Annotated in this window: 16 protein-coding genes and 1 tRNA gene; 6 read left to right on the top strand and 11 right to left on the bottom strand. The window is 60.1% G+C overall.

The window, feature by feature from the left end; all coding sequences use genetic code 11:
- Positions 1-8: 8 nt before the first annotated feature.
- From pstA to KW403_RS06300, 7 genes are all read right to left on the bottom strand, one after another.
- Positions 9-1,604: a phosphate ABC transporter permease PstA gene (gene pstA, locus KW403_RS06270; protein ID WP_223021867.1), complete on the bottom strand. Its 1,596-nt coding sequence runs from the start codon at positions 1,602-1,604 to the stop codon at positions 9-11.
- A complete protein-coding gene (pstC, locus tag KW403_RS06275) occupies positions 1,597-2,985 on the bottom strand; it encodes a phosphate ABC transporter permease subunit PstC (RefSeq protein WP_223021868.1) in 1,389 nt (462 codons plus the stop codon). The genes pstA and pstC overlap by 8 nt, the downstream gene beginning before the upstream one ends.
- A 137-nt stretch (positions 2,986-3,122) precedes the next feature.
- Positions 3,123-4,121 (bottom strand): PstS family phosphate ABC transporter substrate-binding protein, encoded by a 999-nt coding sequence (locus KW403_RS06280; RefSeq protein WP_223021869.1) that lies wholly within the window; start codon positions 4,119-4,121, stop codon positions 3,123-3,125.
- Positions 4,122-4,650: 529 nt separating this feature from the next.
- Positions 4,651-7,956 (bottom strand): response regulator, encoded by a 3,306-nt coding sequence (locus KW403_RS06285; protein ID WP_223021870.1) that lies wholly within the window; start codon positions 7,954-7,956, stop codon positions 4,651-4,653.
- Between the two features lie 188 nt (positions 7,957-8,144).
- A tRNA-Glu gene (locus KW403_RS06290) sits at positions 8,145-8,220 on the bottom strand.
- 51 nt (positions 8,221-8,271) lie between these two features.
- A complete protein-coding gene (locus KW403_RS06295; protein WP_223021871.1) occupies positions 8,272-8,676 on the bottom strand; it encodes a VOC family protein in 405 nt (134 codons plus the stop codon).
- Positions 8,677-8,678: 2 nt separating this feature from the next.
- Positions 8,679-9,053, bottom strand: a complete 375-nt coding sequence (locus KW403_RS06300) for a fimbrial protein (RefSeq protein ID WP_223021872.1) — start codon at positions 9,051-9,053, stop codon at positions 8,679-8,681.
- 68 nt (positions 9,054-9,121) lie between these two features.
- Here KW403_RS06300 and KW403_RS06305 point away from each other — a divergent pair, with 68 nt between their 5' ends.
- Positions 9,122-10,129 (top strand): RluA family pseudouridine synthase, encoded by a 1,008-nt coding sequence (locus tag KW403_RS06305; protein WP_246637952.1) that lies wholly within the window; start codon positions 9,122-9,124, stop codon positions 10,127-10,129.
- 200 nt (positions 10,130-10,329) lie between these two features.
- Positions 10,330-11,253, top strand: a complete 924-nt coding sequence (gene rpoH, locus KW403_RS06310; RefSeq protein WP_223021874.1) for an RNA polymerase sigma factor RpoH — start codon at positions 10,330-10,332, stop codon at positions 11,251-11,253.
- Between the two features lie 99 nt (positions 11,254-11,352).
- Here the strand turns inward: rpoH and KW403_RS06315 are convergent, their stop codons facing one another.
- Both KW403_RS06315 and KW403_RS06320 read right to left on the bottom strand, forming a co-directional pair.
- Positions 11,353-12,837: an ICP22 family protein gene (locus KW403_RS06315; protein WP_223021875.1), complete on the bottom strand. Its 1,485-nt coding sequence runs from the start codon at positions 12,835-12,837 to the stop codon at positions 11,353-11,355.
- 74 nt (positions 12,838-12,911) lie between these two features.
- Positions 12,912-14,210 (bottom strand): adenylosuccinate synthase, encoded by a 1,299-nt coding sequence (locus KW403_RS06320; protein ID WP_223021876.1) that lies wholly within the window; start codon positions 14,208-14,210, stop codon positions 12,912-12,914.
- 238 nt (positions 14,211-14,448) lie between these two features.
- Here KW403_RS06320 and KW403_RS06325 point away from each other — a divergent pair, with 238 nt between their 5' ends.
- Both KW403_RS06325 and serA read left to right on the top strand, forming a co-directional pair.
- A complete protein-coding gene (locus KW403_RS06325) occupies positions 14,449-15,624 on the top strand; it encodes a phosphoserine transaminase (RefSeq protein ID WP_223021877.1) in 1,176 nt (391 codons plus the stop codon).
- 66 nt (positions 15,625-15,690) lie between these two features.
- A complete protein-coding gene (serA, locus tag KW403_RS06330; protein ID WP_223021878.1) occupies positions 15,691-17,289 on the top strand; it encodes a phosphoglycerate dehydrogenase in 1,599 nt (532 codons plus the stop codon).
- Between the two features lie 34 nt (positions 17,290-17,323).
- On the opposite strand, the gene KW403_RS06335 is transcribed toward serA, so the two are convergent.
- Positions 17,324-18,235, bottom strand: coding sequence for a DMT family transporter (locus KW403_RS06335; protein ID WP_223021879.1), 912 nt, complete (start codon positions 18,233-18,235; stop codon positions 17,324-17,326).
- A 464-nt stretch (positions 18,236-18,699) separates the two neighbouring features.
- On the opposite strand from KW403_RS06335, the gene KW403_RS06340 reads away from it, so the two are divergent.
- Together KW403_RS06340 and KW403_RS06345 are read left to right on the top strand one after the other, a co-directional pair.
- Positions 18,700-19,896, top strand: a complete 1,197-nt coding sequence (locus KW403_RS06340; RefSeq protein ID WP_223021880.1) for a sugar transferase — start codon at positions 18,700-18,702, stop codon at positions 19,894-19,896.
- A gap of 99 nt (positions 19,897-19,995) precedes the next feature.
- Entirely contained in the window at positions 19,996-20,919 is a 924-nt protein-coding gene (locus KW403_RS06345; protein ID WP_223021881.1) for a sugar kinase, read from the top strand.
- 1 nt (position 20,920) lies between these two features.
- Here the strand turns inward: KW403_RS06345 and pbpC are convergent, their stop codons facing one another.
- Complete coding sequence (pbpC, locus tag KW403_RS06350; protein WP_246637953.1) at positions 20,921-22,990, bottom strand: penicillin-binding protein 1C; 2,070 nt, start codon at positions 22,988-22,990, stop codon at positions 20,921-20,923.
- Positions 22,991-23,010 lie beyond the last annotated feature (20 nt).

The raw sequence follows: 23,010 nt of genomic DNA on the forward strand, positions 1-23,010 counted from the left end.
CTACTCCGTTACCAGCGGCGTTCGAAACGCTTGCGCAAGACGACCGCAACGGCGTTCATCAAAACCAGGAAGCCCAAAAGGATAAGGATAGCCGCGGAGGTCTTCTGCTGGAAGGCAGGCTCCGGGAAATCCGCCCACATGAAAATCTGCACCGGCAACACGGTGGCCGGCGATGTGAAACCGCCCGGAATATCCACGATGAAGGCGACCATGCCGATCATCAGAAGCGGGGCCGTCTCGCCAAGCGCCTGTGCCATGCCAATGATGGTCCCCGTCAGGATGCCCGGCATGGCAAGCGGCAGGACGTGGTGGAAGACGGTCTGGATCTTGGACGCGCCCACTCCAAGCGCGGCCTCACGGATCGATGGCGGCACCGCGCGAAGCGCTGCACGCGACGCGATGATGATTGTCGGCAAGGTCATCAGCGCCAGAACCATGCCACCAACCAGCGGGGCCGACCGAGGCAGGTTGAACCAGTTCAGGAAGACGGCGAGACCGAGCAGACCAAAGACAATGGATGGTACGGCCGCCAGATTGTTGATGTTCACCTCGATGAAACCGGTCAGACGGTTCTTCGGTGCGAATTCTTCCAGATAAATGGCAGCGGAAACGCCGATGGGGAAAGAGAGCGCCAAGGTAACCAGCATCGTCAGGGCCGAGCCGACAACGGCGCCCCAGATGCCCGCCATTTCCGCTTCGCGGCTGGCGCCGCCAAACAGGAACTGCGTGTTCCAGGCGCTCGCCGTGCGTCCATCGGCCTCGAGCTGATCCACCCACACGATCTCCCGGTCGGAAATCTTGCGCTGCCCTTCCGGGGTGGCGATGACCCGCAGGCGGACGGGTCCGCCAGCCTCTGCCACCACCGGGGAAAGGATCGAACCGCGCGCAACCACACCGGTGTCGCCCGGCTCCACAGCGGTCAGCTTCACGGCGCCATCGCCAAGATAGGCTATGATTGATGAAGCACCCGTCGTCAGCCGCAGGGCGCCCGCATCCTCTTCAACAGCGCCGGCGGCCCTGGCCGTCTGAAGCAGGCTGTCGTCGGAAAAGCTCAAGGTGGCTTCCGCGCCGTCAATGGCGACATTCTGCAGGGTCTCAACTGTCGTTTCGGTGCTGTCGGCAGCCAGCAACCCTTTCAGATAGAGATCGGAGAAATCGTCCATTGGCACGGCATGGTCGACCGTGCCCCCCGGTTGCAGGCTTCCATTTTGCAGAGCCTGCCGGACCAGGGTTGGCGCGCCGCTTGATACAAGTCCGCGAACCTGTCTGCGCTCCTGCCGGCCCTCGACCTGCGGGAAGAGCGACAACAGCGCGTCGTTGACAATGGTGTCGTAATTGCTGCCCGTCAGATTGTCGGGATCCACATTCTCTGCCGACAGGTTCAGAGGCAGTGTCAGCTGATTGGCGTGGAAGGCGGGAAAAGCCTTGAACACAATGGTGGACAGGAGCAGCAGGAGAAAGAATGCCGAGAGAAGGACGGCACCCGCGCCCAGCCATTTGAAACGGCTTTCGGCTGCGTAGCGTTTGCGAAGGCGGGCGCGCGCCTCGTCATTGGTATGCTGACTATTCTGCGGCGTCGCGCCGCCGGCAAGTGTATCAGTCATATTGCTCTCGATATTTCTTCACCACACGCAGGGCGATGATGTTGAGTGCGAGGGTCACGCAGAAAAGAACCAGGCCGAGGGCGAAGGCCGCCAGCGTCTTGGCGCTGTCGAATTCCTGATCGCCGACGAGAAGCGTGACAATCTGCACGGTGACGGTGGTGACAGCTTCCAGAGGGTTGATCGTCAGATTTGCCGCAAGGCCGGCGGCCATGACAACGATCATGGTTTCGCCGATGGCGCGGCTGATGGCCAGCATCATCGCTGACACGATGCCTGGAAGGGCGGCAGGAAGCACAACCTTGCGGATTGTCTCCGACTTGGTGGCGCCGAGACCGGCAGACCCGTCGCGCAATGATTGCGGAACCGCGTTGATGACGTCATCGGATAGCGACGACACGAAGGGGATGATCATGATCCCCATGACGATGCCAGCGGCAAGGGCCGATTCCGAGGCGACACTCAGGCCAAGAACCTCACCGAATTCGCGGAAGAAGGGCGCGACGGTCAAGGCCGCAAAGAAGCCGTAGACCACCGTTGGGATGCCGGCCAGAATTTCGAGCATGGGCTTGGCCACCGAGCGCACCTTCTTGGAGGCGTAATCGGAGAGATAGATGGCCGACATCAGCCCCACAGGAGCAGCAACCAGCATCGCGATGAAGGTGATAAGCATGGTGCCGACAAACAGCGGCACAGCACCGAAAATGTCGGGATTGACGGCGCCGGCTTCCTGCCCCGCGCCGGTGAAGGCGCTTTGCGGGCTCCAATGCGTGCCGAAGAGAAACTTGTAGATGGGAACCTGCTGAAAAAACCGCAGGGATTCGAAGATGAGAGAAAGGACAATGCCAAGCGTCGTGAGGATCGCCACGACCGAGCACAGGATCAGAAACAGGCGAACAACCCGCTCGACCACATGACGCGCGCGGAACTGCGGCGCAATCTGGCGATAGCCCCAGAAGAAACCCAGAGCGGCAAGCAGGGTGACAAACCCGCTGACCAGCCATTCGCTTTGTGAGCGCAAGGTGGAAAAGTGCTCCGCCGCAGCTTCTTTCAACTCGTTCGGGAAACCGGCTATACCGCCAAAGGCAAGCGCACGCGCATCGCGCAAAAACGCCTGTTTCTCAGGAAGGTTCATGCCCGAGAGTTGAGCTGCAAATCGCCCCTCGACAATCGAGGCCTCGACACCAGGGGTCATGACGCCCCAGACGATCAAGGCCAGAAGGGCAGGTCCTGCCGACAGGAGCGCCAGAAACATCCCGTGTTGACTGGGAAGCGAATGCAGCGAAGCGGTTCTGCCGTCGACGCTCGCGAGCGCGCGGTTGCGCCCCAAATAAAACGCCACGGCGAACAGCACCAGCAGCGCGATGACAACATAAGTGATCATACTACCCCCGAGGGTCGGGTACGGACAGATTTGCCGCAACCCACCGGATCCCGCCGGTACCACATCTCAGCGCGACTTCACATTTTGCAGGACCGAAAAATCCGGTCGCCGAAGCGACCGGGTTCTCGTTCGGCCTATCAGGAACCCATGCCTTTGAGAGCCTGGGCATCTTCTGCCTGCTGGGCACGAGCATCATCCGGAAGCGGGATCAGGCCCTTGTCCGCAAGATAGCCCTCGGGGCCCCAAGCTGCATCGGTGGTGTATTCCTTGATGAACTCTTCCATGCCCTTGATCGCACCAACGTGCTCTTTCTTGGCATAGATGAAGAGCGAACGGGAAACGCCATAATCGCCTGCAGCGATTGCGTCGAAGGTCGGGGCAACGCCACCGATCGTCGAACCCTGAAGCTTGTCGGCGTTCTGGTCGAGGAAGGAGAAGCCGAAGATGCCGAACGCATCAGCGTTGGCTTCAAGCTTCTGAACGATCAGATTGTCGTTCTCGCCGGCTTCCACATAGGCGCCGTCTTCACGGATTTCCGTGCAGCCATCAGCAGCCTCGATGGCTTCCGGGCAAGCCTCTTCCATAACCAGCTCGACGAAAGCGTCGCGCGTGCCGGAGGTCGGGGGCGGGCCCAGAACTTCGATCTTCGTGTTCGGCAAGCTCTCGTCGATGTCCGACCAGTTGGTGTAGGGGTTTGCTACGACCTTGCCGTCAACTTCCACATTCTTTGCCAGAGCGGCGAAGATCTGTTCCTTTGTGAGGTCGATCTGATCTGCCGCTTTGGAGTTGGAGATGACGATACCGTCAAAGCCAACCTTGATCTCCACCGGCGTCACGCCGTTTGCCTTGCAGTCCTCAAGCTCGGAGTCCTTGATGGCGCGCGAAGCATTGGTGAAATCCGGGTGGCTCTCGCCAACGCCGGCGCAGAAAAGCTTCATGCCGCCGCCCGTGCCGGTAGATTCCACGACCGGGGTCGGGAACTCACCGCTCTGGCCAAGGCGCTCGGCAACAGCGGTGGTGAAGGGGAACACCGTCGACGAACCGACGACACGGATCTGGTCACGGGCAGCAGCCGTACCAACCGCACCTGCGAGGGCGATTGTGGCCGCCGAGGCGGTAAGAAGGAATTTTTTCATTGGAGACAGCTCCCTGTTCGGAATTCGGTCAGACGCCCAGCCGGCGTCGAGGAGCGGGATAACAACTCTGTGTAACAGTTCCGTGACAGTTGCGTGTCAGCCCGATTACGAACGGAGATCAACGTGGCCTTCCCAAATCAGCGCAGCAGGCAAACGGGTGCCGCGGACCTGCGAAAACCATTGGTCTGTGCACCGCGAACACCGACGTCGACGCCGTTCCAGTGGCTCAGCTCAAAGATACATCTCTTGAGATCAGAAAAAGCCGGGCGGGGGGAAAGACCATATAGAATGGCTAATCACACTGGGCTGGGTTTAAAAAACCCGGATAGATCCTGTTGGGGCTCGTTTGGACCACCCATGGCCTGTGGACCTCCACCCGCCCGGAAAACCATGATCAAGAAATGACCATTTCTCTCAACTTTAATGAGAGTGTTTATTTCTCTAAATGGTGCGATCACACCAGTAATACAAAACACGCAAGTTTGGATAAAAATAATATATATATCAGTGTCTTATAAAAAATTCTTACTCATTTTTGGATTGATTTTACGGATGGATAATTCACCCAGGAGTTGATTTTGTCCAAAAGAGCTCTGGGGCTGATGGGCTTGGAGAGGTAATCGTCCATTCCTGCTTCGAGACACAATTCGCGATCGCCCTTCAATGCGTGTGCCGTCACGCCAATGATGGGTAAGCGTGATAGGGCTCCATATTCGCGTTGACGAATCTCCCTCGTTGCTTCCAACCCGTTCATTTCGGGCATGGAAACGTCCATCAGAATCAGCCGTGGCTTCTTTCGTTCGCACTCTTCGATTGCGCGTCGACCATTCTCGACGATTTCGAAGCGCAATCCCGCTTCGCTGAGAATTTGCCGGAAAACGAGCTGGTTGACCTCATTGTCTTCCGCAACCAGGACATCAATTTCTGGACAGGTTGCGTCATCCGTCAAGGACGCAGCGTCTGACGCTGGCATCGATTCGGTGTCGGGTTCCGCACGCCCATCCCCTGCCGCGAGGGGCGCCGCGCCTGACGACGTGGCTGTCGTGCTCTGCATCGCAGTGATCATCGCCTCAAGAAGCGCGGACGAGCGCGCCGGCTTGATGAGATGCGCCGCGATTGACAGCTCGCGCGCGCCAAACCCGGACAAAGACTGATCGACAGATGTAAGCAACACCACAGGCACCTCCGCGATCTCGGGTTCAGCGCGGATCGCTTCGACCAGCTCCAGTCCGTTCATGCCCGGCATCTGGTAGTCGACAACGATGCAGTCGACCCGCAACCCCATTCCGGCCACGGCACGAAGCACTTCCAGCCCTTCAAGCGAATTGCGCGCGACGCAGGCATCAAAACCCCAATGCTCCATCTGCTCGCGCAGGATCATCCGGTTAACCGAATTGTCGTCGACAACCAGAACACGGGCATTCTTCACCTCGCGCGGGGCCAACGGCTGCTGCGCGGCACCCGCCGCCTTCGGGAGGGTCAGGGTGAACCAGAACGTCGACCCGCGTCCTTCAACGCTTTCGACGCCGATTTCCCCTCCCATAAGACCGACAAGACGCGAGGTGATGGCAAGCCCAAGACCGGTTCCCTCATGGCGCCGGGTCGACGATGCATCAACCTGGCTGAACTTGTCGAAAATCAGGTGAAGCTTGTTCTTCGGGATACCGATGCCCGTGTCGGTAACGCTGAATTGCAGCGCGAGTTCGCCATCGGGCGTCTCGCTGCCACTTACATTCACGAGAACATGTCCCTTCTCGGTGAACTTGACGGCATTGCCCACGAGATTTGTGAGTATCTGACGAATGCGCCCGACATCCCCCACAACCGCGCGCGTGATGCCGGGGTCCACCCGGACGATCAGTTCGATGTCTTTTTCCTTCGCCCGGGAAGACATCAGCGTCGTAACATCTCCGACGGCTTCGCCAAGATAAAACGGCTCCGCCTCGAGGACGATGTGCCCCGCATCTATCTTCGAAAAATCGAGAATATCGTTGATGATGGTCAGGAGCGCGTTTCCCGACTTCAGAATGATATCCGTGAAGGTCTTCTGTTTGGCTGTGAGGTCTGTTTTCGCCAACAGCTCAGTCATGCCCAGAACGCCATTCATCGGCGTTCGGATTTCATGGCTCATATTGGCAAGAAACTCGGATTTTGCCCGGTCGGCGAGCACCGCCTCTTCCCGCGCGGCCTGCAACTCGGCCTCACGTTGTTTCAGCTCGGTGATATCCACCCGCACGCCGACGAAGGTTCCATCCTCCGTCCGTGTATCGATGGCCTTGACCCAGCGACCATTGGAGTGACTGCGTTCGAAAATGCGGTGACGCACCTGGTATGACCTGAGGTAGCCTTCAATCCACGCCTCTCGATCAGTCTCGTAAAGTGCATCGAGCTCTGCATCGCCGCTCTGCCGAAAATATCCGGCGTCATGCGCCAGCTCAACCGCATAACGCAAGGACTTCCCCGGCCGCATAGCCGGAATCATGGCCGGCAATGCCTCCTGCATCTTGTGATTCGCCAGAACATACCGGTCATCACGATCGTAGATGACGACACCGGCCGGCAGCGTCTCGAGAACCTCAGCAAGTTGCCGCCTGGCATCCTCGGCATCGTTCTCGCGCTTACGGATGTCCGAAATGTCGAACAGGGCGCCCACCACGTAGGGCGTCCCGCTTTCCGTCTCCACGCGACATTTTCGGACGATGCGATACTTGCCAATGCCCGGCTGGTCGAAATCCTCCTCGACTTCAAAATCCTCGTGCGTGTCCAGCACGTGCCGTTCGCTTCTCTCGAAGTTTTCAGCGAGTTCGGGCGATGAGAAATCTGTGGCTCGCCGACCAAGGATGTCAGGGACTTCGACGCCAAGCGTACGCTTGAATGCCCTGTTGACCAGGACGAAGCGAAGTTTCTCATCCTTCGCGAAAACCGGATTCGGCAACTCATCGAGAATTGCCTCGGCAAGCTTTGCTTTTTCGAGAGCCGCCGCCAGCGCATCCTCATGACGCCTGAGCCGAGTAATGTCGGTGCAGATGCCTATCGTGCCACCATCGGCTGTCCGCTTCTCACGATGCATGATCCAGCGTCCATCGGTGAAGCGGATAACGCTTTCGAACGCATCTTCACAACTGCGAAGAGCCAGCACCTTCTGAAGCCAGACCTGCGGGTCCGCGCCCTCCGTTGAAAGGATGCCACGCTCAATACCCGCACGCAGCAATGCTTCGAAAGACGTCCCAGGACGGATGAAATCCTCGAGTCCGGCATACATCACAAGCATCGCCTGATTGCACAGGACGAGGCGATCATCCGCATCGTAACAACACAAGGCGTCCCGAGTGACATCGAGCGCGGCCATCAGTCTCGCAAAGTGTCCCCCGCTGCCGGGGTAACGCTCCTTCGGGTCAGCATCGTCATCCGAGCGATGCACACCACGCAGAAGTCCCATCATCTGCGTGACATTCTGCGCCACCCCACGATAGCCACAGAAGCGGTTCTCGTCGTCAAACACCGGGGAACCGGATACCGAGATCCAACGACAGTCCGGCGGCCCCCCTTCAAGGTCATAGACAAACTGCTCGAATGGTGCCCGCGCAGCAAGAAGCCTCTCATGCGCCTCCACGTCACAAACGGGATGAAAGGCATTGCGGACTAGCGTGATACGCGACCGGCCGATGAAACGCTTCGGATCGAAGCCTGTGACCGTCTGAAATTCTTTTGAAATCCAGGTCAGACGATGATTTTCGTCCGTTTCCCACACCCAACCGGAGGCAGACCGAAGCAGCGCGGCCAGTGCATCACCGCGAAATCGCTCATCAACATCTGAACCCTCACCGGTTGCCAAAACCACACGCTCCCCAGAAAGGCACAATCGAACCTTCTCGTGCTCCCAAAACTTCAACCTCAGTGTCGTGTCCAAGGCTTAACGATTCGCAAAGCATAAGAGATGTTCGCAGCATACCCTGCCAGACGGAGCTTGCCCGTCGCTGGACAGATGACGGCGAAGCCGCAAAAAAGAATATGGTGAGAGAATGGTACTCCCAAGGGGACTCGAACCCCTGTTTCCGCCGTGAGAGGGCGGCGTCCTAGACCACTAGACGATGGGAGCGCAGTGATTGCGGCGATATAGTCGCCTTCGCCGGCAAATGCAACAGGGGTTTTACGTTAGCTGCGATTTCGGCTCCAAAAGATCCCAGAGATTGCCGTGGAGATCCGAAAAGACGGCGACCGTACCATAGGCTTCTTCCCGAGGCTCTTGATGAAATGCGACGCCCGCTTCTCGCATGGCGTGATAATCACGCCAGAAATTATCGGTGTGGAGAAAGAGAAACACACGGCCACCCGCCTGATTGCCGATGGCGGCCTCCTGTTCCTCACTGGCCGCCCGCGCCAGTAGCAACGCGCCGGATGCACCGCGTTGTGGCGCAATGACCACCCAACGCTTATCAGGTGACAGCGGAGTGTCTTCCAATAGCTGGAAAGCCAGTTTCTCACGATACCAGGCGATCGCCTCGTCATAGTCGCGCACGACAAGCGTGGTGAGCGCGATGCGACGGTCGGCCAACGTCACGGCTCCAGAACGAATCGGGCGATCATCCGACCGCTTCTGAGATCGAAAAGGCGCAACTCCTCACCGCCATTCGCCAACCTCAAATGCAGAGAGACCCGCATCCCGTCCAGCCCCTGAGAGACGATGCGAGCCCCCTGGGGCAGAACAATTTTTCCCTCAACAGGATCGCCCGGCAGCGCGATCGTGGCCGCTGGTTCTTCAGGTCGGCTGCTAAGGGTCTTGTAGACAAACGCGAGTACGACGGCCATAACCGCAGCGAACAGAATGCCCAGATTGATGGCCATGAAGCGGACCATCTTGCGGCGCACACGCTCGGCCGCCGGGTCGAGTTCGTCCTGCTCCAGGTCTTCCTGTTCTTGTGGCGTGGCCATGTCTCACCGTTTCGAAAGCAGTTTCAATGGGCGATCCTGATACCGAAGACCACCATGAATGGGAAGCCATGAACGGGCGCAAAGCGTTTTCCGTTGCGCCTGAAGACGCCGGCGAGCGGCTGGATCGCTGGCTTTCGGGCAGGCTGGGCGCGTCGGTTTCACGCAGCCGTCTTCAGGCGCTCATACGTGCTGGCTCGGTCATGCAAGGTGAAAAGCCGGTCACCGAAACCAAGCTCAAAATTGCCGAGGGTGAGGTTTACACACTTCTGATCCCGGAAGCGGCGCCCGCAGAACCCGAAGCCGAAGCGATTTCGCTCGACGTGCTCTTTGAAGACGACGCCCTGATCGTCATCAACAAGCCGGCCGGGCTGGTGGTTCACCCCGCCCCCGGCAATTGGTCGGGCACGCTGGTCAACGCGCTGCTTCACCATTGCGGCGATTCACTCTCGGGGATTGGCGGCGTGCGCCGCCCCGGCATCGTGCATCGTCTCGATCGGGACACCAGCGGGGTGATGGTCGTCGCCAAGACAGACAATGCCCATCGCATTCTATCGGAGAGCTTTGCCGACCACGGGCGCAGTGGCGATCTGGAACGCGCCTACATCGCCCTCGTCTGGGGCGCACCCGAACGGATGTCCGGAACGATCAACGCGCCGCTCGGCCGTCACGCGCAGAGCCGCACCCTGCGCGCTGTTGTGCCGGCGGGACGCAGCGATGCACGCCATGCCGTAACCCGCTATCAGGTTCAGCAACGCTACGGAACCGACGGCAGCGGCAAGGCGTTTGCCGCGAAAGTGGAATGCAGGCTGGAAACCGGGCGCACGCACCAGATCCGCGTGCACATGGCTCATATCGGCCATCCCCTGATCGGCGACGCCGATTATGGCCGCGCCTTCCGCACGAAGGTCAATCGGCTACCTGAAGACATACGCCCCACAGTTGCCGCTTTTCCGCGCCAGGCTCTTCATGCGCGCCTTCTGGCATTCCGCCATCCGGAGACCGGCGATCTCATGCGTTTCGAGGCCGAACCGCCCTCCGACATGATGGCATTGACAAAGGCACTCGATATTTTGTAATCATCGGTACAATAATATTATCGTTCACCATCTGGTGACATAATGTTGACAACAGAGTGAAACTTTAACCGTCGGAATTCGTTCCTATATAGGATATGGTGCAGCGCATCAAAGATGGTCGCACTGTCTCTCATTTCAGCATACGCCAAGGTTTCAAGGCGTCCCGCATGAGGGCATATCCGGCAAAGGAGGGTGCTTTAATGGCCCAGACATTACCTAGTATCGCTTCGGGTGAAGGCGGATTGACCCGCTACCTGGAGGAGATTCGCCGCTTCCCCATGCTTCAGCCTGAGGAAGAGTACATGCTCGCCAAGCGTTATTCCGAGCATGACGACACGGCTGCAGCCCACAAGCTTGTTACGAGCCATCTGCGTCTCGTGGCGAAGATAGCCATGGGTTACCGCGGCTACGGGCTGCCGATCGGCGAAGTTATCTCTGAAGGCAATGTCGGCCTGATGCAGGCCGTGAAGAAATTCGAACCGGAGCGCGGCTTCCGTCTCGCCACCTACGCCATGTGGTGGATCAAGGCCTCCATTCAGGAATATATTCTACGCTCGTGGAGCCTCGTGAAGATGGGCACCACGGCGAACCAGAAGCGGCTCTTCTTCAACCTTCGCAAGGTGAAGAGCAAGATTCAGGCGCTTGACGATGGCGACCTGAACCCCGAACAGGTTTCGGAAATCGCTACACGCCTGAATGTGAGTGAGGAAGAGGTGGTTTCCATGAACCGCCGCCTCTCCGGTGACGCTTCACTCAACGCGCCCATTCGGGCGACCGAGGGTGAATCGGGCGAATGGCAGGACTGGCTGGTCGACGATGGCGAGAGCCAGGAAGACATCCTGGTCGAGCAGGACGAATTGGAGACCCGCCGCCGCATGCTCGGCGACGCCATATCCGTGCTCAATGACCGTGAAAAGCGCATCTTTCAGGCGCGGCGCCTCTCCGAAGATCCGATGACCCTGGAAGAGCTTTCAGGCGAGTTCGACATCAGCCGCGAACGGGTGCGCCAGATCGAGGTTCGCGCATTCGAGAAGGTACAGGAGGCCGTGCAGAACTCGGCCCGTGAGCAGGCGATGGCCGCAAAGGCCATGGCTGCAGAGGCACACCGGCAGGCAGGCGCCTGACGCTCGCTCTCAAAATCGGGCGCGACCCACAATCAAAAAAGCCGGCGGAATACTGCCGGCTTTTTGCATTCTTGTTCCTGCTATTGAAGCGAATTCCGGTTAACCGCTCGTCGCAGATTGCCAGGCGTTCAGCACGTCGGTGAACACCTTGTCTCCCGGAATCCCTTTTTCGATCGTGATCAGTGCACGCCTGCCCGACTTGTAAACCACGGGTATGTCGATCCAGCTCTGCCGACGCAGCAGAAGCATATTCGTTTCTGTATCTGCGGTGCTGTCGCTGAGCGCCACGAGGAAGAAGCCATCGGCAATTTTAGCCGGGATGCCCAACAGCGGATTGCCCGTATCCTGTTCGGAACGCTTCAGGGAGACCCGCAGCACACTGTCGATCCCACCGCCATCGAAATCATCGGGTGTTAGAAAGATGATCTCCAATATGTGGCTGGCCGGCAAGGACTCATCGGCGTTCCTCCGAATCGTCATCTTCAGCTGGAGATTCTTCTCTGGAATGGTCGCATCGGCGCGAATGGCCGGTTCCGGCGGGAGATCATTGCCCGGCGATTCCTGAACGACCGACCAAACGACCGCGCCAAGATCCGCTGACCCCTGCGAAACGCTCGTCCGTTCTTCATAGTAAATGGCTTTTTGCCCCACCGGCAGTGCTTCACTGGGGCCAGGGCTCTCTGTCTGACTGCCTTGAGAGGGTGGCGGCTGGATGGCGTCGCCATCGTTCGGTACAGTCGCCTGCGCAACGGAGGTGCCTTCGCCCAGACCCGGTTCTCCACCAGCAGGGCCTTCGTCGACCTCGCGCCCATCAGCCAGGAGACGTTGGGTGAATTTCTGCACAGGCTCGGGCTGAGCCGGCTGCTGGCTCGCGTCCGTATTGCCCGTCTCCGAAGGTGCGGGTGCCGCGCTCTCATTGTCGCCAGACGTCTCGCCCCCAGAAACCGGCGCAGATTCGCCGTTTTCGGCAAGCGTCTGCTCAGCACCATCAAAACCGGCCAGACGCGTGAGATCGTCTTTATAAAACCAGGCTCCGGCCACGAGTGCAGCAAGAAGCAGCACCACCCCGGCAATCAACCCGGTTGCGCCACCCTTTCCTGATTTTCTGCGCGGCGGCGGCGGCGGCGTTTCGAGAGCAGGTTCCGCTCCCGAAGCCGATGGCGCCTCAACCCGCGCAGCTTGGCCCGCTTTTCCATCCACCGGTTCGGGCCCGGCGTCCTGTGATGTCCTGTCCTCGAAGGAAGCAGGCTCCGGCGGTGTCCGCTGAGCCTGGAAGGCTGAAGGGACCGGATCGCGCGGCTTTGCAGGATCGACGTCCAGCTCGGCAAAGATCTGGTCGAGCTCGTCCTGTGCAGGTTCTTCAGGAGCCGGCGGGGGGGCGTACTCGGCCTCAACCCGGGCAATTGCATCTTCCAGCAGCTTGCGCTGCCGGTCGGCAACGGCGGTTGATGGCGCCGGGTCCATGCCCTTGAGCTTGTTCTCGATCGTTGCCCGGGCTTTCTGATAGATACGCTCGCGCGCCGCCGGAGTGTTTTCCGACAATGCGTCGATCGTCTTCTTCAGAACCGCAGAAAAATCCGCCATGCCGTATCAAACCTGTGTTACTTCCAGAACGCGCACTCATCTGAATAGCACGCAACGCAATTTTGCACGCGAAACTAGTCCTGAAAAGGATCTGTCACAAGTATGGCGTCTTCGCGTTCGGGACTGGTGGAAAGAATCGCCACCGGCGCGCCGATCAATTCTTCCACGTGGCGCACATATTTGACGGCCTGAGCCGGCAAATCCGTCCATTTGCGCGCGCCCCTGGTGGTGCCCTTCCAGCCTTCGAGCGTCTCATAGACAGGCTCAAGTCGCGCCTGCGCACCCTGGCCGGCCGGGAGGTAGTCGATCAATTCGCCATCAAGCTTGTAGCCCGTGCAGATCTTGATCTCATCCATGCCATCCAGAACGTCGAGCTTGGTGAGCGCGATGCCATTCATGCCATTGGTCACCACGGCCTGTCGCACCAGAACGGCGTCAAACCAGCCGCAGCGCCGCTGACGTCCTGTCACGGTGCCGAACTCATGCCCCCGTGTGCCGAGAAATTCACCAACCTCGTTCTTCTGCTCGGTCGGGAACGGTCCCTCTCCGACTCGGGTGGTGTAGGCCTTGGTGATGCCGAGCACATAATCGATGGATCCTGGCCCAAGCCCGGAACCGGTCGCCGCCTGCCCTGCAATCGTGTTGGAAGACGTCACGAACGGATATGTGCCATGGTCGATGTCGAGCATGGTGCCCTGCGCACCCTCAAACAGGATGCGCTGACCGGCCCGGCGCGCGTCTTCTAGGATTTTCCACACACGATCGACATAGGGAAGAATCTTGTCGGCGACCGACGTCAGCTCCTCCATGATCGCTTGATGCGTGACTTCTTCATGCCCAAGACCGCGACGCAGCGCATTGTGATGCGTGAGCAGCCGGTCGATCTTCATCGGCAGCGTGTCCTTGTTGGCCAGGTCCATCACGCGGATGGCGCGGCGGCCCACCTTGTCTTCATAGGCCGGGCCGATGCCGCGGCGTGTGGTGCCGATCTTCGTGCCCGAATTGGAAGCGGCATCCTCGCGGAAACCATCAAGCTCGCGGTGAAGCGAAAGGATCAAAGCCGTGTTCTCGGCAATCTTCAGCCGATCCGGCGTCACCTCCACGCCCTGCTCGGCGAGGCGCCCCATTTCCGCAACAAAAGCATGCGGGTCGAAGACCACACCATTGCCGATGACAGAAAGCTTTCCGGGGCGAACGACGCCGGAGGGAAGAAGCGACAGCTTGTAGCTCACGCCGTCGATGACGAGGGTATGCCCGGCATTGTGCCCGCCCTGAAAGCGCGCCACCACATCGGCGCGTTCCGACAGCCAGTCCACGATCTTGCCTTTGCCCTCGTCGCCCCACTGTGAGCCGACAACCACCACATTTGCCATGAAAATGTCCTTCCGGCGCAACGTCCGGCGGGTCCCCCGCCTGGATGATCTAAAAAATCGAAAGGCTTCTATAGAGCCTCAAAGCCCCGGTGGGAACCATCTCGGACTCTCCCAAACCGATTTCCGCAGCGAATGGTCCTCATGTCGCACTTGACGGAAAAAGCGGATGGGCGTAACTCCGTCCGTGGGCCACCTCTCCCCACCGAGAGGCGTGCTATCTGGAAGGATAGGATATATCATGAGCACACTCCCTACGCCGGACCTCCGTCCGGCCAATACGCATTTTTCATCAGGTCCCTGCACAAAACGTCCCGGCTGGTCGCTCGACGCGCTTGCCGACGCTCCCCTTGGCCGGTCGCATCGATCCTCCATCGGCAAGGCGAAACTGGCAGAGGCCATCGATCTTACCCGTGAAATTCTGCAGGTTCCGGCGGATTACCGCATCGGCATCGTGCCTGCATCCGACACCGGCGCCGTGGAAATGGCGCTCTGGTCGCTTCTGGGCGAGCGCGGCGTCGACATGGTTGCCTGGGAATCCTTCGGTGCCGGGTGGGTCACCGATGTGGTCAAGCAGCTGAAACTCGTCGATGCGCGCCGCATTGAGGCCGACTATGGCGATCTGCCCGATCTCAATTCCATCGATTTCGACCGCGACGTGGTGTTCACCTGGAACGGCACCACATCCGGTGTGCGCGTGCCCGATGGCAATTTCATTCCCGCCAACCGCGCGGGCCTGAGCATCTGCGACGCCACATCGGCGGCTTTTGCGCAGCGCCTGCCCTTCGACAAGCTCGATGTGGTCACCTTTTCCTGGCAGAAAGTGCTGGGTGGCGAAGGCGCACACGGTGTCATCATCCTCTCGCCGCGCGCCGTGGAACGGCTGGAAAGCTACACGCCCGCATGGCCGCTGCCGAAAATCTTCCGCCTCACCAAGGGCGGCAAGCTCATCGAAGGCATCTTCCGTGGCGAGACGATCAACACGCCATCCATGCTGTGCGTGGAAGACTATCTGGATGCGCTGAACTGGGCCAAATCCATCGGCGGCCTCGACGGTCTCGTCGCCCGCGCCAATGCGAATTTCGCTGTTATCGACGAGTTCGTGCGCAAGACACCCTGGCTCGACCATCTGGCGAAGGTTCCGGCCACGCGCTCCAACACATCCGTGTGCCTGACGATCGTCGATCCCGAGATCGCCGCACTCGATGCGAGCGAACAGGCGGCTTTTGCAAAGGGCATGGTTTCTGCGCTGGCCAAAGAGAAAGTTGCCTTCGACATCGGCCATTACCGCGACGCGCCGTCTGGTCTGCGCATCTGGGCCGGCGCCACGGTTGAAGCCTCCGATCTGGAAGCTTTGATGCCCTGGCTCGACTGGGCGTTCCAGTCCCAGAAGGCAAGCCTCAAGGCTGCGGCCTGACGTTGAACTGCGGCTCCGCAATCGGAGCCGCCTCCCTTCTTCATTGTATTGAAACAGGAGGCCGCCATGGCGCCCCGCGTACTCGTATCCGACAAACTGTCGCCCACCGCCGTTCAGATCTTCAAGGATCGCGGCGTCGAGGTGGATTACCTGCCCGATCTGGGCAAGGACAAGGAAAAGCTCCTTTCCGTCATCGACCAGTATGACGGCCTTGCCATCCGCTCCGCGACCAAGGTCACCGAAAAACTCATCAACAACGCCACCAATCTGAAAGTGGTGGGTCGCGCTGGCATCGGCGTGGACAATGTCGACATTCCGGCAGCTTCCCGCCGCGGCATCATCGTGATGAACACGCCTTTCGGCAATTCCATCACCACCGCCGAGCACGCCATTGCGATGCTGTTTGCGGTCGCCCGCCAGATTCCGGAGGCCAACGCTTCCACCCATGAAGGCAAATGGGAGAAGAACCGCTTCATGGGTGTCGAGATCACCGGCAAGACGCTGGGTGTCATCGGTTGCGGCAATATCGGCTCCGTGGTCGCCATGCGGGCCATAGGCCTGAAAATGCATGTGGTGGCCTTCGACCCGTTCCTTTCGGCAGAACGTGCCTCCGAACTGGGTGTCGAAAAAGTCGAGCTCGACGAGCTCTTCAAGCGCGCCGACTTCATCACCCTGCACACGCCGCTGACCGACAAGACCCGTGGCGTCATCGACAAGGATGCCATCGCCAAGATGAAAAAGGGCGTGCGCATCATCAACTGCGCGCGCGGTGGCCTTGTGGTTGAGGCGGACCTCGTTGAAGGCCTGAAATCCGGCAAGGTGGCCGGTGCCGGCATCGACGTTTTCGAGACGGAACCGGCAACGGAGAATCCGCTCTTCAACATGCCTAACGTGGTCTGCACACCGCATCTGGGTGCATCGACCAGCGAAGCGCAGGAGAATGTCGCCATCCAGGTGGCGGAGCAGATGTCGGATTACCTGACCAAGGGTGCGGTGACCAACGCGATCAACATGCCTTCGATCAGCGCCGAGGAAGCCCCGCGTCTGAAACCCTTCATCAAACTCGCGGAAGTGCTTGGTGCGTTCGTCGGCCAGGTGACCGACGAGGCTATCGAGGAAGTGGAGATCCTGTTCGACGGTTCCACCACGGAGATGAACCGCCGCGCGCTGATCAGCGCAGCGCTCGCCGGCCTGATCCGCCCGCAGGTGGCCGATGTCAACATGGTCTCCGCCCCGATCATGGCCAAGGAGCGCGGCATCATCCTATCGGAGGTCAAGCGCGACAAGTCGGGCGTGTTCGACGGCTATATCAAGCTGACCGTGAAAACCTCCGAGAAGACGCGTACCATCGCCGGCACCGTGTTCTCCGATGGCAAGCCGCGCTTCATTCAGATCAAGGGCATCAATCTTGATGCCGAAGTCGGCCAGCACATGCTCTACACGACCAATTACGACGTGCCGGGCATTATCGGGCTTCTGGGCTCGATCTGCGCAAAGCACCAGGTCAACATCGCCAACTTCCAGCTCGGTCGCAACCGGCAGGGCGGCGATGCCATCGCGCTGCTTTATCTTGATGCGCCCTTCCCACCGGAAGTCCTGCGCGAGCTGCGCGCCACGGACGTAATTCTGTCAGCCAAGCCGCTTTCCTTCGACGTGGCTGCGTAAACTTCAGACTATCTGTAAACGTGCAATGCCGGCGTCACGCGCCGGCATTTGCCTGTCTGGATGCCAGTTTCCGGCCACCATGCTCGGCCAGCCATATACCGCCCAGCACCAGAACAAGCGCAACCGCATGATAGGTAAAGAACGCTTCGCGCAAAATGACGATAGACAGAAGCGTTCCGAAGATCGGCACCAGATTGATGAACAGGCCGGCACGATTTCCGCCGATCAGCTCATTGCCGCGAATATAGAGCGTCTGTGCGAAGATCGAAGGGAAGAGCACCACATAAAAGACCACCATCCAGCCCTGCAGGTCAGGCACGATGAGCCGATCCGTCGCGGCCTCCCACGCCACCAGCGGCAACGAGGCGAGAAGCGCGAATACCGAAAGCATGAACATCAGGCTTAACCAATGAATAGCCGGTTTCAACCGAAGCCCGACCGTATAGCCTGCGTAGAGCAACACGGCGACAAGCATGAGCGCGTCGCCGAAGTTCACGTCCAGTTCCAGGAGGCGGGAAAACTCGCCATGGCTGGCGACCAGCGCCACACCGACGAGAGATAGAACAAAACCAGCAATTTGCAAAAAGCTCACGCGTTGGCGGAAGAGAACAAAATTGGCAACGAATATGACCATCGGTATTGCGCCCTGTTCGATGGCGATGTTGATGGCGGACGTAAACTGGGCCGAACTGTAGAAAACCGCGTTGAACCCGGTAAAGCCAAGTGTGCCCAGTGCGGCCAGCAGAGGCAATTTTTGTCGGATCGCCGGCCAGTCGCGCCGCAAATGCGGCCACGCGAAGGTGACGAGCAACACGCAACCGATGATCCAGCGAAGCGTTGTCAGCATCATCGGCGACACATGGCCCACAGCCAGCCGGCCGGCCACGGCATTGCCGCCCCAGAAAAGCGTGGTCAGACAGAGAAAGAGATAGGCTTGGCGATACATAGGGTCACAGTCACAACAGCGTTGAACCTCGCCTGATAGAGCCTCGAGCCAAAATCGTAAATGCCAGCGTCACAAATCGACATTCAAATTGAGGCGCAACGGCGGGCGCTAAGAGAATGGCCTGCGGTTGAACGTTTCCCTGAAACAATGAACCGGTCTAAGGTCAGTCGAATCGCTGCCGATCCACGGCTCTCCATCGAGGTTGTCTGTGGACGCGGGAACAATCATCGATTGCGTTTCCATTTTTCGCATGGCAAAGCGCGGTTGTACGAGTTCTTACTGCGCGTCAGGAAGTAACGTTGAACGACTGGTCAAAAGCAACGGGCGAAGGTGACCGACCAGGAAGTCGGAAAGCAGGGCGCGTTCTGACGCGTAGCCTGGCCGAAACGAGTCCCGATCTTGAAGACGTTATTCAACACGGAGCCTCTCTGCGGAAAAGGCGGTTCTTGCGAAATTTGCGCCCCATGCTCCCGGAGATTCTCGCGGCGTCATTTCTGCAATGCGTCGTCTATACGGCATTCATTCTGAATGCGCCGCGCAACGATTGGAACAATCTCGCGATTGTCTGCATTGTCCTGTTTGCGCTGCCTTTCGCCATTGCGCTGGCGCTCCTGGGCTTCCGCCGGCAGCGCAACACCTTTTCCATCGCGATCTTCGTAACGTTCGTCTGTTTCAACGTCGCCGTGGCAGGCTTGTCGGGACTGCGTATCCCGGTAAGCTACTCAGCCCTGTTGACGGCTTGCCTCATTGCCATGGTTGCAATGACAATTGCCAATCTCAGGCTCCACCGTTCACTGGAAGATCGTGTGGCCCTGCTGGACTTCCCAAAGGCCGAAGAAGTTGCCGCAAGGCTCGCCGGCCACGTGGCGGTGATCAGTGACAAGACCACAGACATCGGTGCTTTTGACCGATTGCTGATCGACACCAGGACGCATCACAACCCTGAGTGGTCGGCCTTCCTTACAAAGGCATATATGGTCGGCATCGACGTTACACCGTGGTTCAATTTTCTAGAACTGCGTGAAGGACGCGTGGACGTCGACACCTTTGATGTATCGCATCTCGCCTACACCCCCAGCCAGATTTACTACTCCAAGGCAAAGCGCGCGCTCGACCTCTTTTCCGTGGTTCTCACGGCGCCGATAACCATCCCATTGGGGCTGGCGCTTTGGCTCTACATCCGGCTGCTTGACGGGGGCCCTGCGATTTTCGTGCAGACGCGGCGCGGATATGGTGGCCGCTCCTTCAACATGTTGAAATTCCGCACGATGTATCGGGGCCAGCAAGGTGGAGCCACGCAGACCAATGACGAGCGGATCATCACCGGCTGCGCATTTCTGCGTCGTCTAAGGCTGGATGAGCTGCCGCAGCTCATCAACATCTGGCGGGGAGAAATGAGCCTGGTCGGGCCACGCCCTGTCGCTGAATATGTGGCGCAGGAAAGCGAGACTGCGGAGAAGAAATTTATCCACCGCACCATGGTCCTGCCCGGCATCACCGGTTGGGCCCAGGTGAACTCCGGCTACGCAGGCAACACGCACGAAGAGATTCACAAGCTCTCCTACGATCTCTATTACATAAAGCATCTATCGTTCGACCTGGACCTCCTGATCATTTTTTCGACCGTGAGCACCGTTCTTTTTGGACGCGGCGCCCGATAAGCTGATCTCAGCGCAGACGCTTCTCCTGTCGGATATTCACCACTGGCGCACAATCGCCTAAAGAGAAGCACACGCTGCGCCAGGGAGAGACACGACATCATGAGCGATCCTAAAATCATCTGCATGGGCGAACCGCTCATCGAGTTCAATCAGGTAGACGCCACGGGCCACTATCTCTTCGGTCACGGCGGCGACACCTCGAATTGTGCCATCGCTGCAGCGCGTGCCAGGGCTTCTGTCGGCTTCTTCAGCGGCCTCGGCGCGGATGAGTTTGGCGACAGCCTTATGCAACTCTGGGCCGACAACAATGTGGATGCCAGCCACGTCCTGCGCAATCCGGACGCCCATACGGGCATCTATTTCGTCAGCCATGGCGAGAACGGGCACGTGTTCTCCTATCTTCGCAAGGGCTCGGCTGCGAGCCGTATCACCCCGCGCGACCTTCCCCGCAGCGCCATCGAGAACGCCGACATTCTTCACTTGTCCGGCATCTCTCTGGCGATCAGCGCAGAAGCTTGCGACGCCGCCTTCGAAGCGATCGACATTGCGCGCGCAGCTGGAACCAAAGTTTCCTTCGACACCAATCTGCGCCTGAAACTGTGGCCGCTCGAGCGCGCCCGCGCGCTGACCGAAGCCGCCATGCGCAAGGCCGACATCGCGCTTCCCGGGCTGGAAGACGCCGAGCAGCTGGTCGGCATCAGCGATCCGGACGCCATCGCCGATCACTATCTGTGTCTTGGCGCCGGCATCGTCGCGCTGACGCTCGGCAAGGATGGCTGCCTCGTCGCCACGCCGGACGAGCGCCGCCGCGTGCCCGGCATCAAGGTCAGCGCTGTGGATGCCACAGGTGCGGGCGACACGTTCGATGGCAATTTCCTCGCCGAGCTCAACCGGCATGGTGATCCGTTTGAGGCAGCACGCTTCGCCAATGCGGCCGCTGCTCTGTCCACACAGGGTTTCGGCGCGGTCGCCCCGATGCCCATGCGTGAGGCGGTTCTAAAGGCACTCGCCGACGCGGCCTGAACTACTCCAGGAAAACATCCACGCTGGCGGTTCGTCCAGCCGCGTCGATCACCGTCAGGGTCGAAGCGCCGCCGCCATCGGGCATCCAGCTTGCCCTGCGGCGGCGATAGGCCTCCGGCAGCGGCTCGCCATTGGCCAGCCAGCGAAACGGCGCGCGGCCGCCATTGATCTTGAGCGCCAGCGGCATGACCCGCGCGCCGCGCGCAAGCCCCACATCGATGCGCGCGCCCTGCGGCGGAAACACGATTTCCGGCGCGGGCTCCACCGGCGCGCCGGCGCGAAATCCGCCACCATCAGCAGAAAACCGCCGCATGGGAAACGGAAGATCGGACGCGGCAAGCCGGATCGCCCCTGCCGGCGCAGGCGGGAATGGAACGATGCCCACGCCCGAGCGCGAAAACGCCTCGAACAGAATGGGAGCGGCGGCCAGATAGCCGGTCAGCCCCGGCACCGATCCGCCATCGGGTCGCCCGGCCCAAACACCCAGCACATGCCGCCCGTCATAGCCCACCGACCACGCATCGCGGTATCCATAGGACGTGCCCGTCTTGTAGGCGATGCCGAGACGCGGTGCACCTTCCGGCGGTGCAATGGCCGAGAGAATATCGGCGACCTGCCAGGTGGCCTGCGGCGTCAGAACGGAAGGAGGATGCGCGGCAATCTCTGCATCGTCCAGATAGTGCAGCGGGCGCACCCGCCCCCGGTTGGCGAGCCCACCATAAATCTGAACCAGCTTTTCCAGCGTCATTCCAGCACCGCCAAGCCCGATCGCAAGACCCGGTGTCTCGCCGGGGGGAAGGGTTGGCGGCACGCCGGCCCGTCGCATGCGCGCCACCAGCCGCACCGGCCCCACCGCATCAAGCAGCCGGATCGTCGGCACGTTGAGCGACATCTGCAAGGCCGTGCGCACCGAAACATCGCCCTGATAGGCCATGTCGAAATTGCGCGGGCGATAGCCCGAGAAGTTGCCAGGCCTGTCCTCGATCATGGTTTCCTGCATCACCATCCCCTCCTCGAAGGCGAGACCGTAGACGAAGGGTTTGAGCGTAGAACCTGGCGACCGCTCCGCCCCGCTCATGTCGATCCATCCGGCGCGCGCGGCGTCGAAGTAACCCGCCGACCCGACCCGCGCGAGCACCGCGCCGGTCTGCGCATCCGCCAGCACCATCGCCACGGAAACCCGCGCCCCCAACCCGCGTGCCGCCTTGGCGGCAACAGCCTCCAGACTGGCCTGCGCGGACCGGTTGATGGTCAAGCGATGCACGCGCTTGTCCGGTTCCGTCTGAACCATCGCATCAGCCAGATGCGCGGCATAGGCCGGCATAGGCAGTCGCCGTCCGGCAAGCTTCACGGCAGATGCGCGGGTGACCTCGCTCTCAATGATGACGCCAGCCCCCGCCATGCGGGCAAGCACGCGGTCGCGCGCGGCTTTTGCCATTTGCGGATGACGGTCGGGCCGGCGCGCCTCCGGCGATTGTGGCAGGGCGACCAGAAGAGCGGCCTCTTCCAGCCGCAGCTTGTGCGGCTCCTTGCCGAACCAGGCGAGGCTTGCGGCGCGAACCCCTTCAAGATTGCCGCCATAGGGCGCAAGCGTCAGATAGCGCTCCAAGATCTCCCGCTTGGGAAGCCTGCGCTCGATTTGAAGCGCCCGCGCAATCTGCCGAAACTTGGCGCTGAAACTGCGCGCCCCGCGCGGTTCAATGAGGCGGGCAAGCTGCATCGAAAGCGTCGAGCCGCCCGAGACGATGCGCCGGTTCCACAAAAGCTGCCATGCAGCGCGTACAAGCGCATGCAGGTCGACGCCCGGATGCGACCAGAAGCGCTTGTCCTCATAGGCGACCAGCATTTTGAGAAACTGCGGGTCAAGCGTGTCGATATCCGCCGGCAGACGCCAACGCCCGTCAGACGCCGCGTAGGCGCGCAGCAGCGCCCCATCACGGTCGAGAACCTCCACCGAAAGCGGGACGGGATCGAGCGGCGGCGGATAGGCTGTGTCCAGCCGGTCGAGCGTCACCGCCCCGCCGATGGCGAGCACGATCGCAAGGCCAGCGGCCATGGCGATCCGGCGCATATGTCGACGCGTTTTCATCG

This window comes from Nitratireductor kimnyeongensis, from assembly GCF_019891395.1.
GTDB classification, from domain to species: domain Bacteria; phylum Pseudomonadota; class Alphaproteobacteria; order Rhizobiales; family Rhizobiaceae; genus Nitratireductor; species Nitratireductor kimnyeongensis.

Excerpts from the sequence above, each read along its gene's own strand:
- pstA (WP_223021867.1), bottom strand. The coding sequence starts at position 1,604 with ATGACTGATACACTTGCCGGCGGCGCGACGCCGCAGAATAGTCAGCAT.
- pstC (WP_223021868.1), bottom strand. The coding sequence starts at position 2,985 with ATGATCACTTATGTTGTCATCGCGCTGCTGGTGCTGTTCGCCGTGGCG.
- KW403_RS06280 (WP_223021869.1), bottom strand. The coding sequence starts at position 4,121 with ATGAAAAAATTCCTTCTTACCGCCTCGGCGGCCACAATCGCCCTCGCA.
- KW403_RS06300 (WP_223021872.1), bottom strand. The coding sequence starts at position 9,053 with ATGGCCACGCCACAAGAACAGGAAGACCTGGAGCAGGACGAACTCGAC.
- KW403_RS06305 (WP_246637952.1), top strand. The coding sequence starts at position 9,122 with ATGAACGGGCGCAAAGCGTTTTCCGTTGCGCCTGAAGACGCCGGCGAG.
- rpoH (WP_223021874.1), top strand. The coding sequence starts at position 10,330 with ATGGCCCAGACATTACCTAGTATCGCTTCGGGTGAAGGCGGATTGACC.
- KW403_RS06315 (WP_223021875.1), bottom strand. The coding sequence starts at position 12,837 with ATGGCGGATTTTTCTGCGGTTCTGAAGAAGACGATCGACGCATTGTCG.
- KW403_RS06320 (WP_223021876.1), bottom strand. The coding sequence starts at position 14,210 with ATGGCAAATGTGGTGGTTGTCGGCTCACAGTGGGGCGACGAGGGCAAA.
- KW403_RS06325 (WP_223021877.1), top strand. The coding sequence starts at position 14,449 with ATGAGCACACTCCCTACGCCGGACCTCCGTCCGGCCAATACGCATTTT.
- serA (WP_223021878.1), top strand. The coding sequence starts at position 15,691 with ATGGCGCCCCGCGTACTCGTATCCGACAAACTGTCGCCCACCGCCGTT.
- KW403_RS06335 (WP_223021879.1), bottom strand. The coding sequence starts at position 18,235 with ATGTATCGCCAAGCCTATCTCTTTCTCTGTCTGACCACGCTTTTCTGG.
- KW403_RS06340 (WP_223021880.1), top strand. The coding sequence starts at position 18,700 with ATGCTCCCGGAGATTCTCGCGGCGTCATTTCTGCAATGCGTCGTCTAT.
- KW403_RS06345 (WP_223021881.1), top strand. The coding sequence starts at position 19,996 with ATGAGCGATCCTAAAATCATCTGCATGGGCGAACCGCTCATCGAGTTC.
- pbpC (WP_246637953.1), bottom strand. The coding sequence starts at position 22,990 with ATGCGCCGGATCGCCATGGCCGCTGGCCTTGCGATCGTGCTCGCCATC.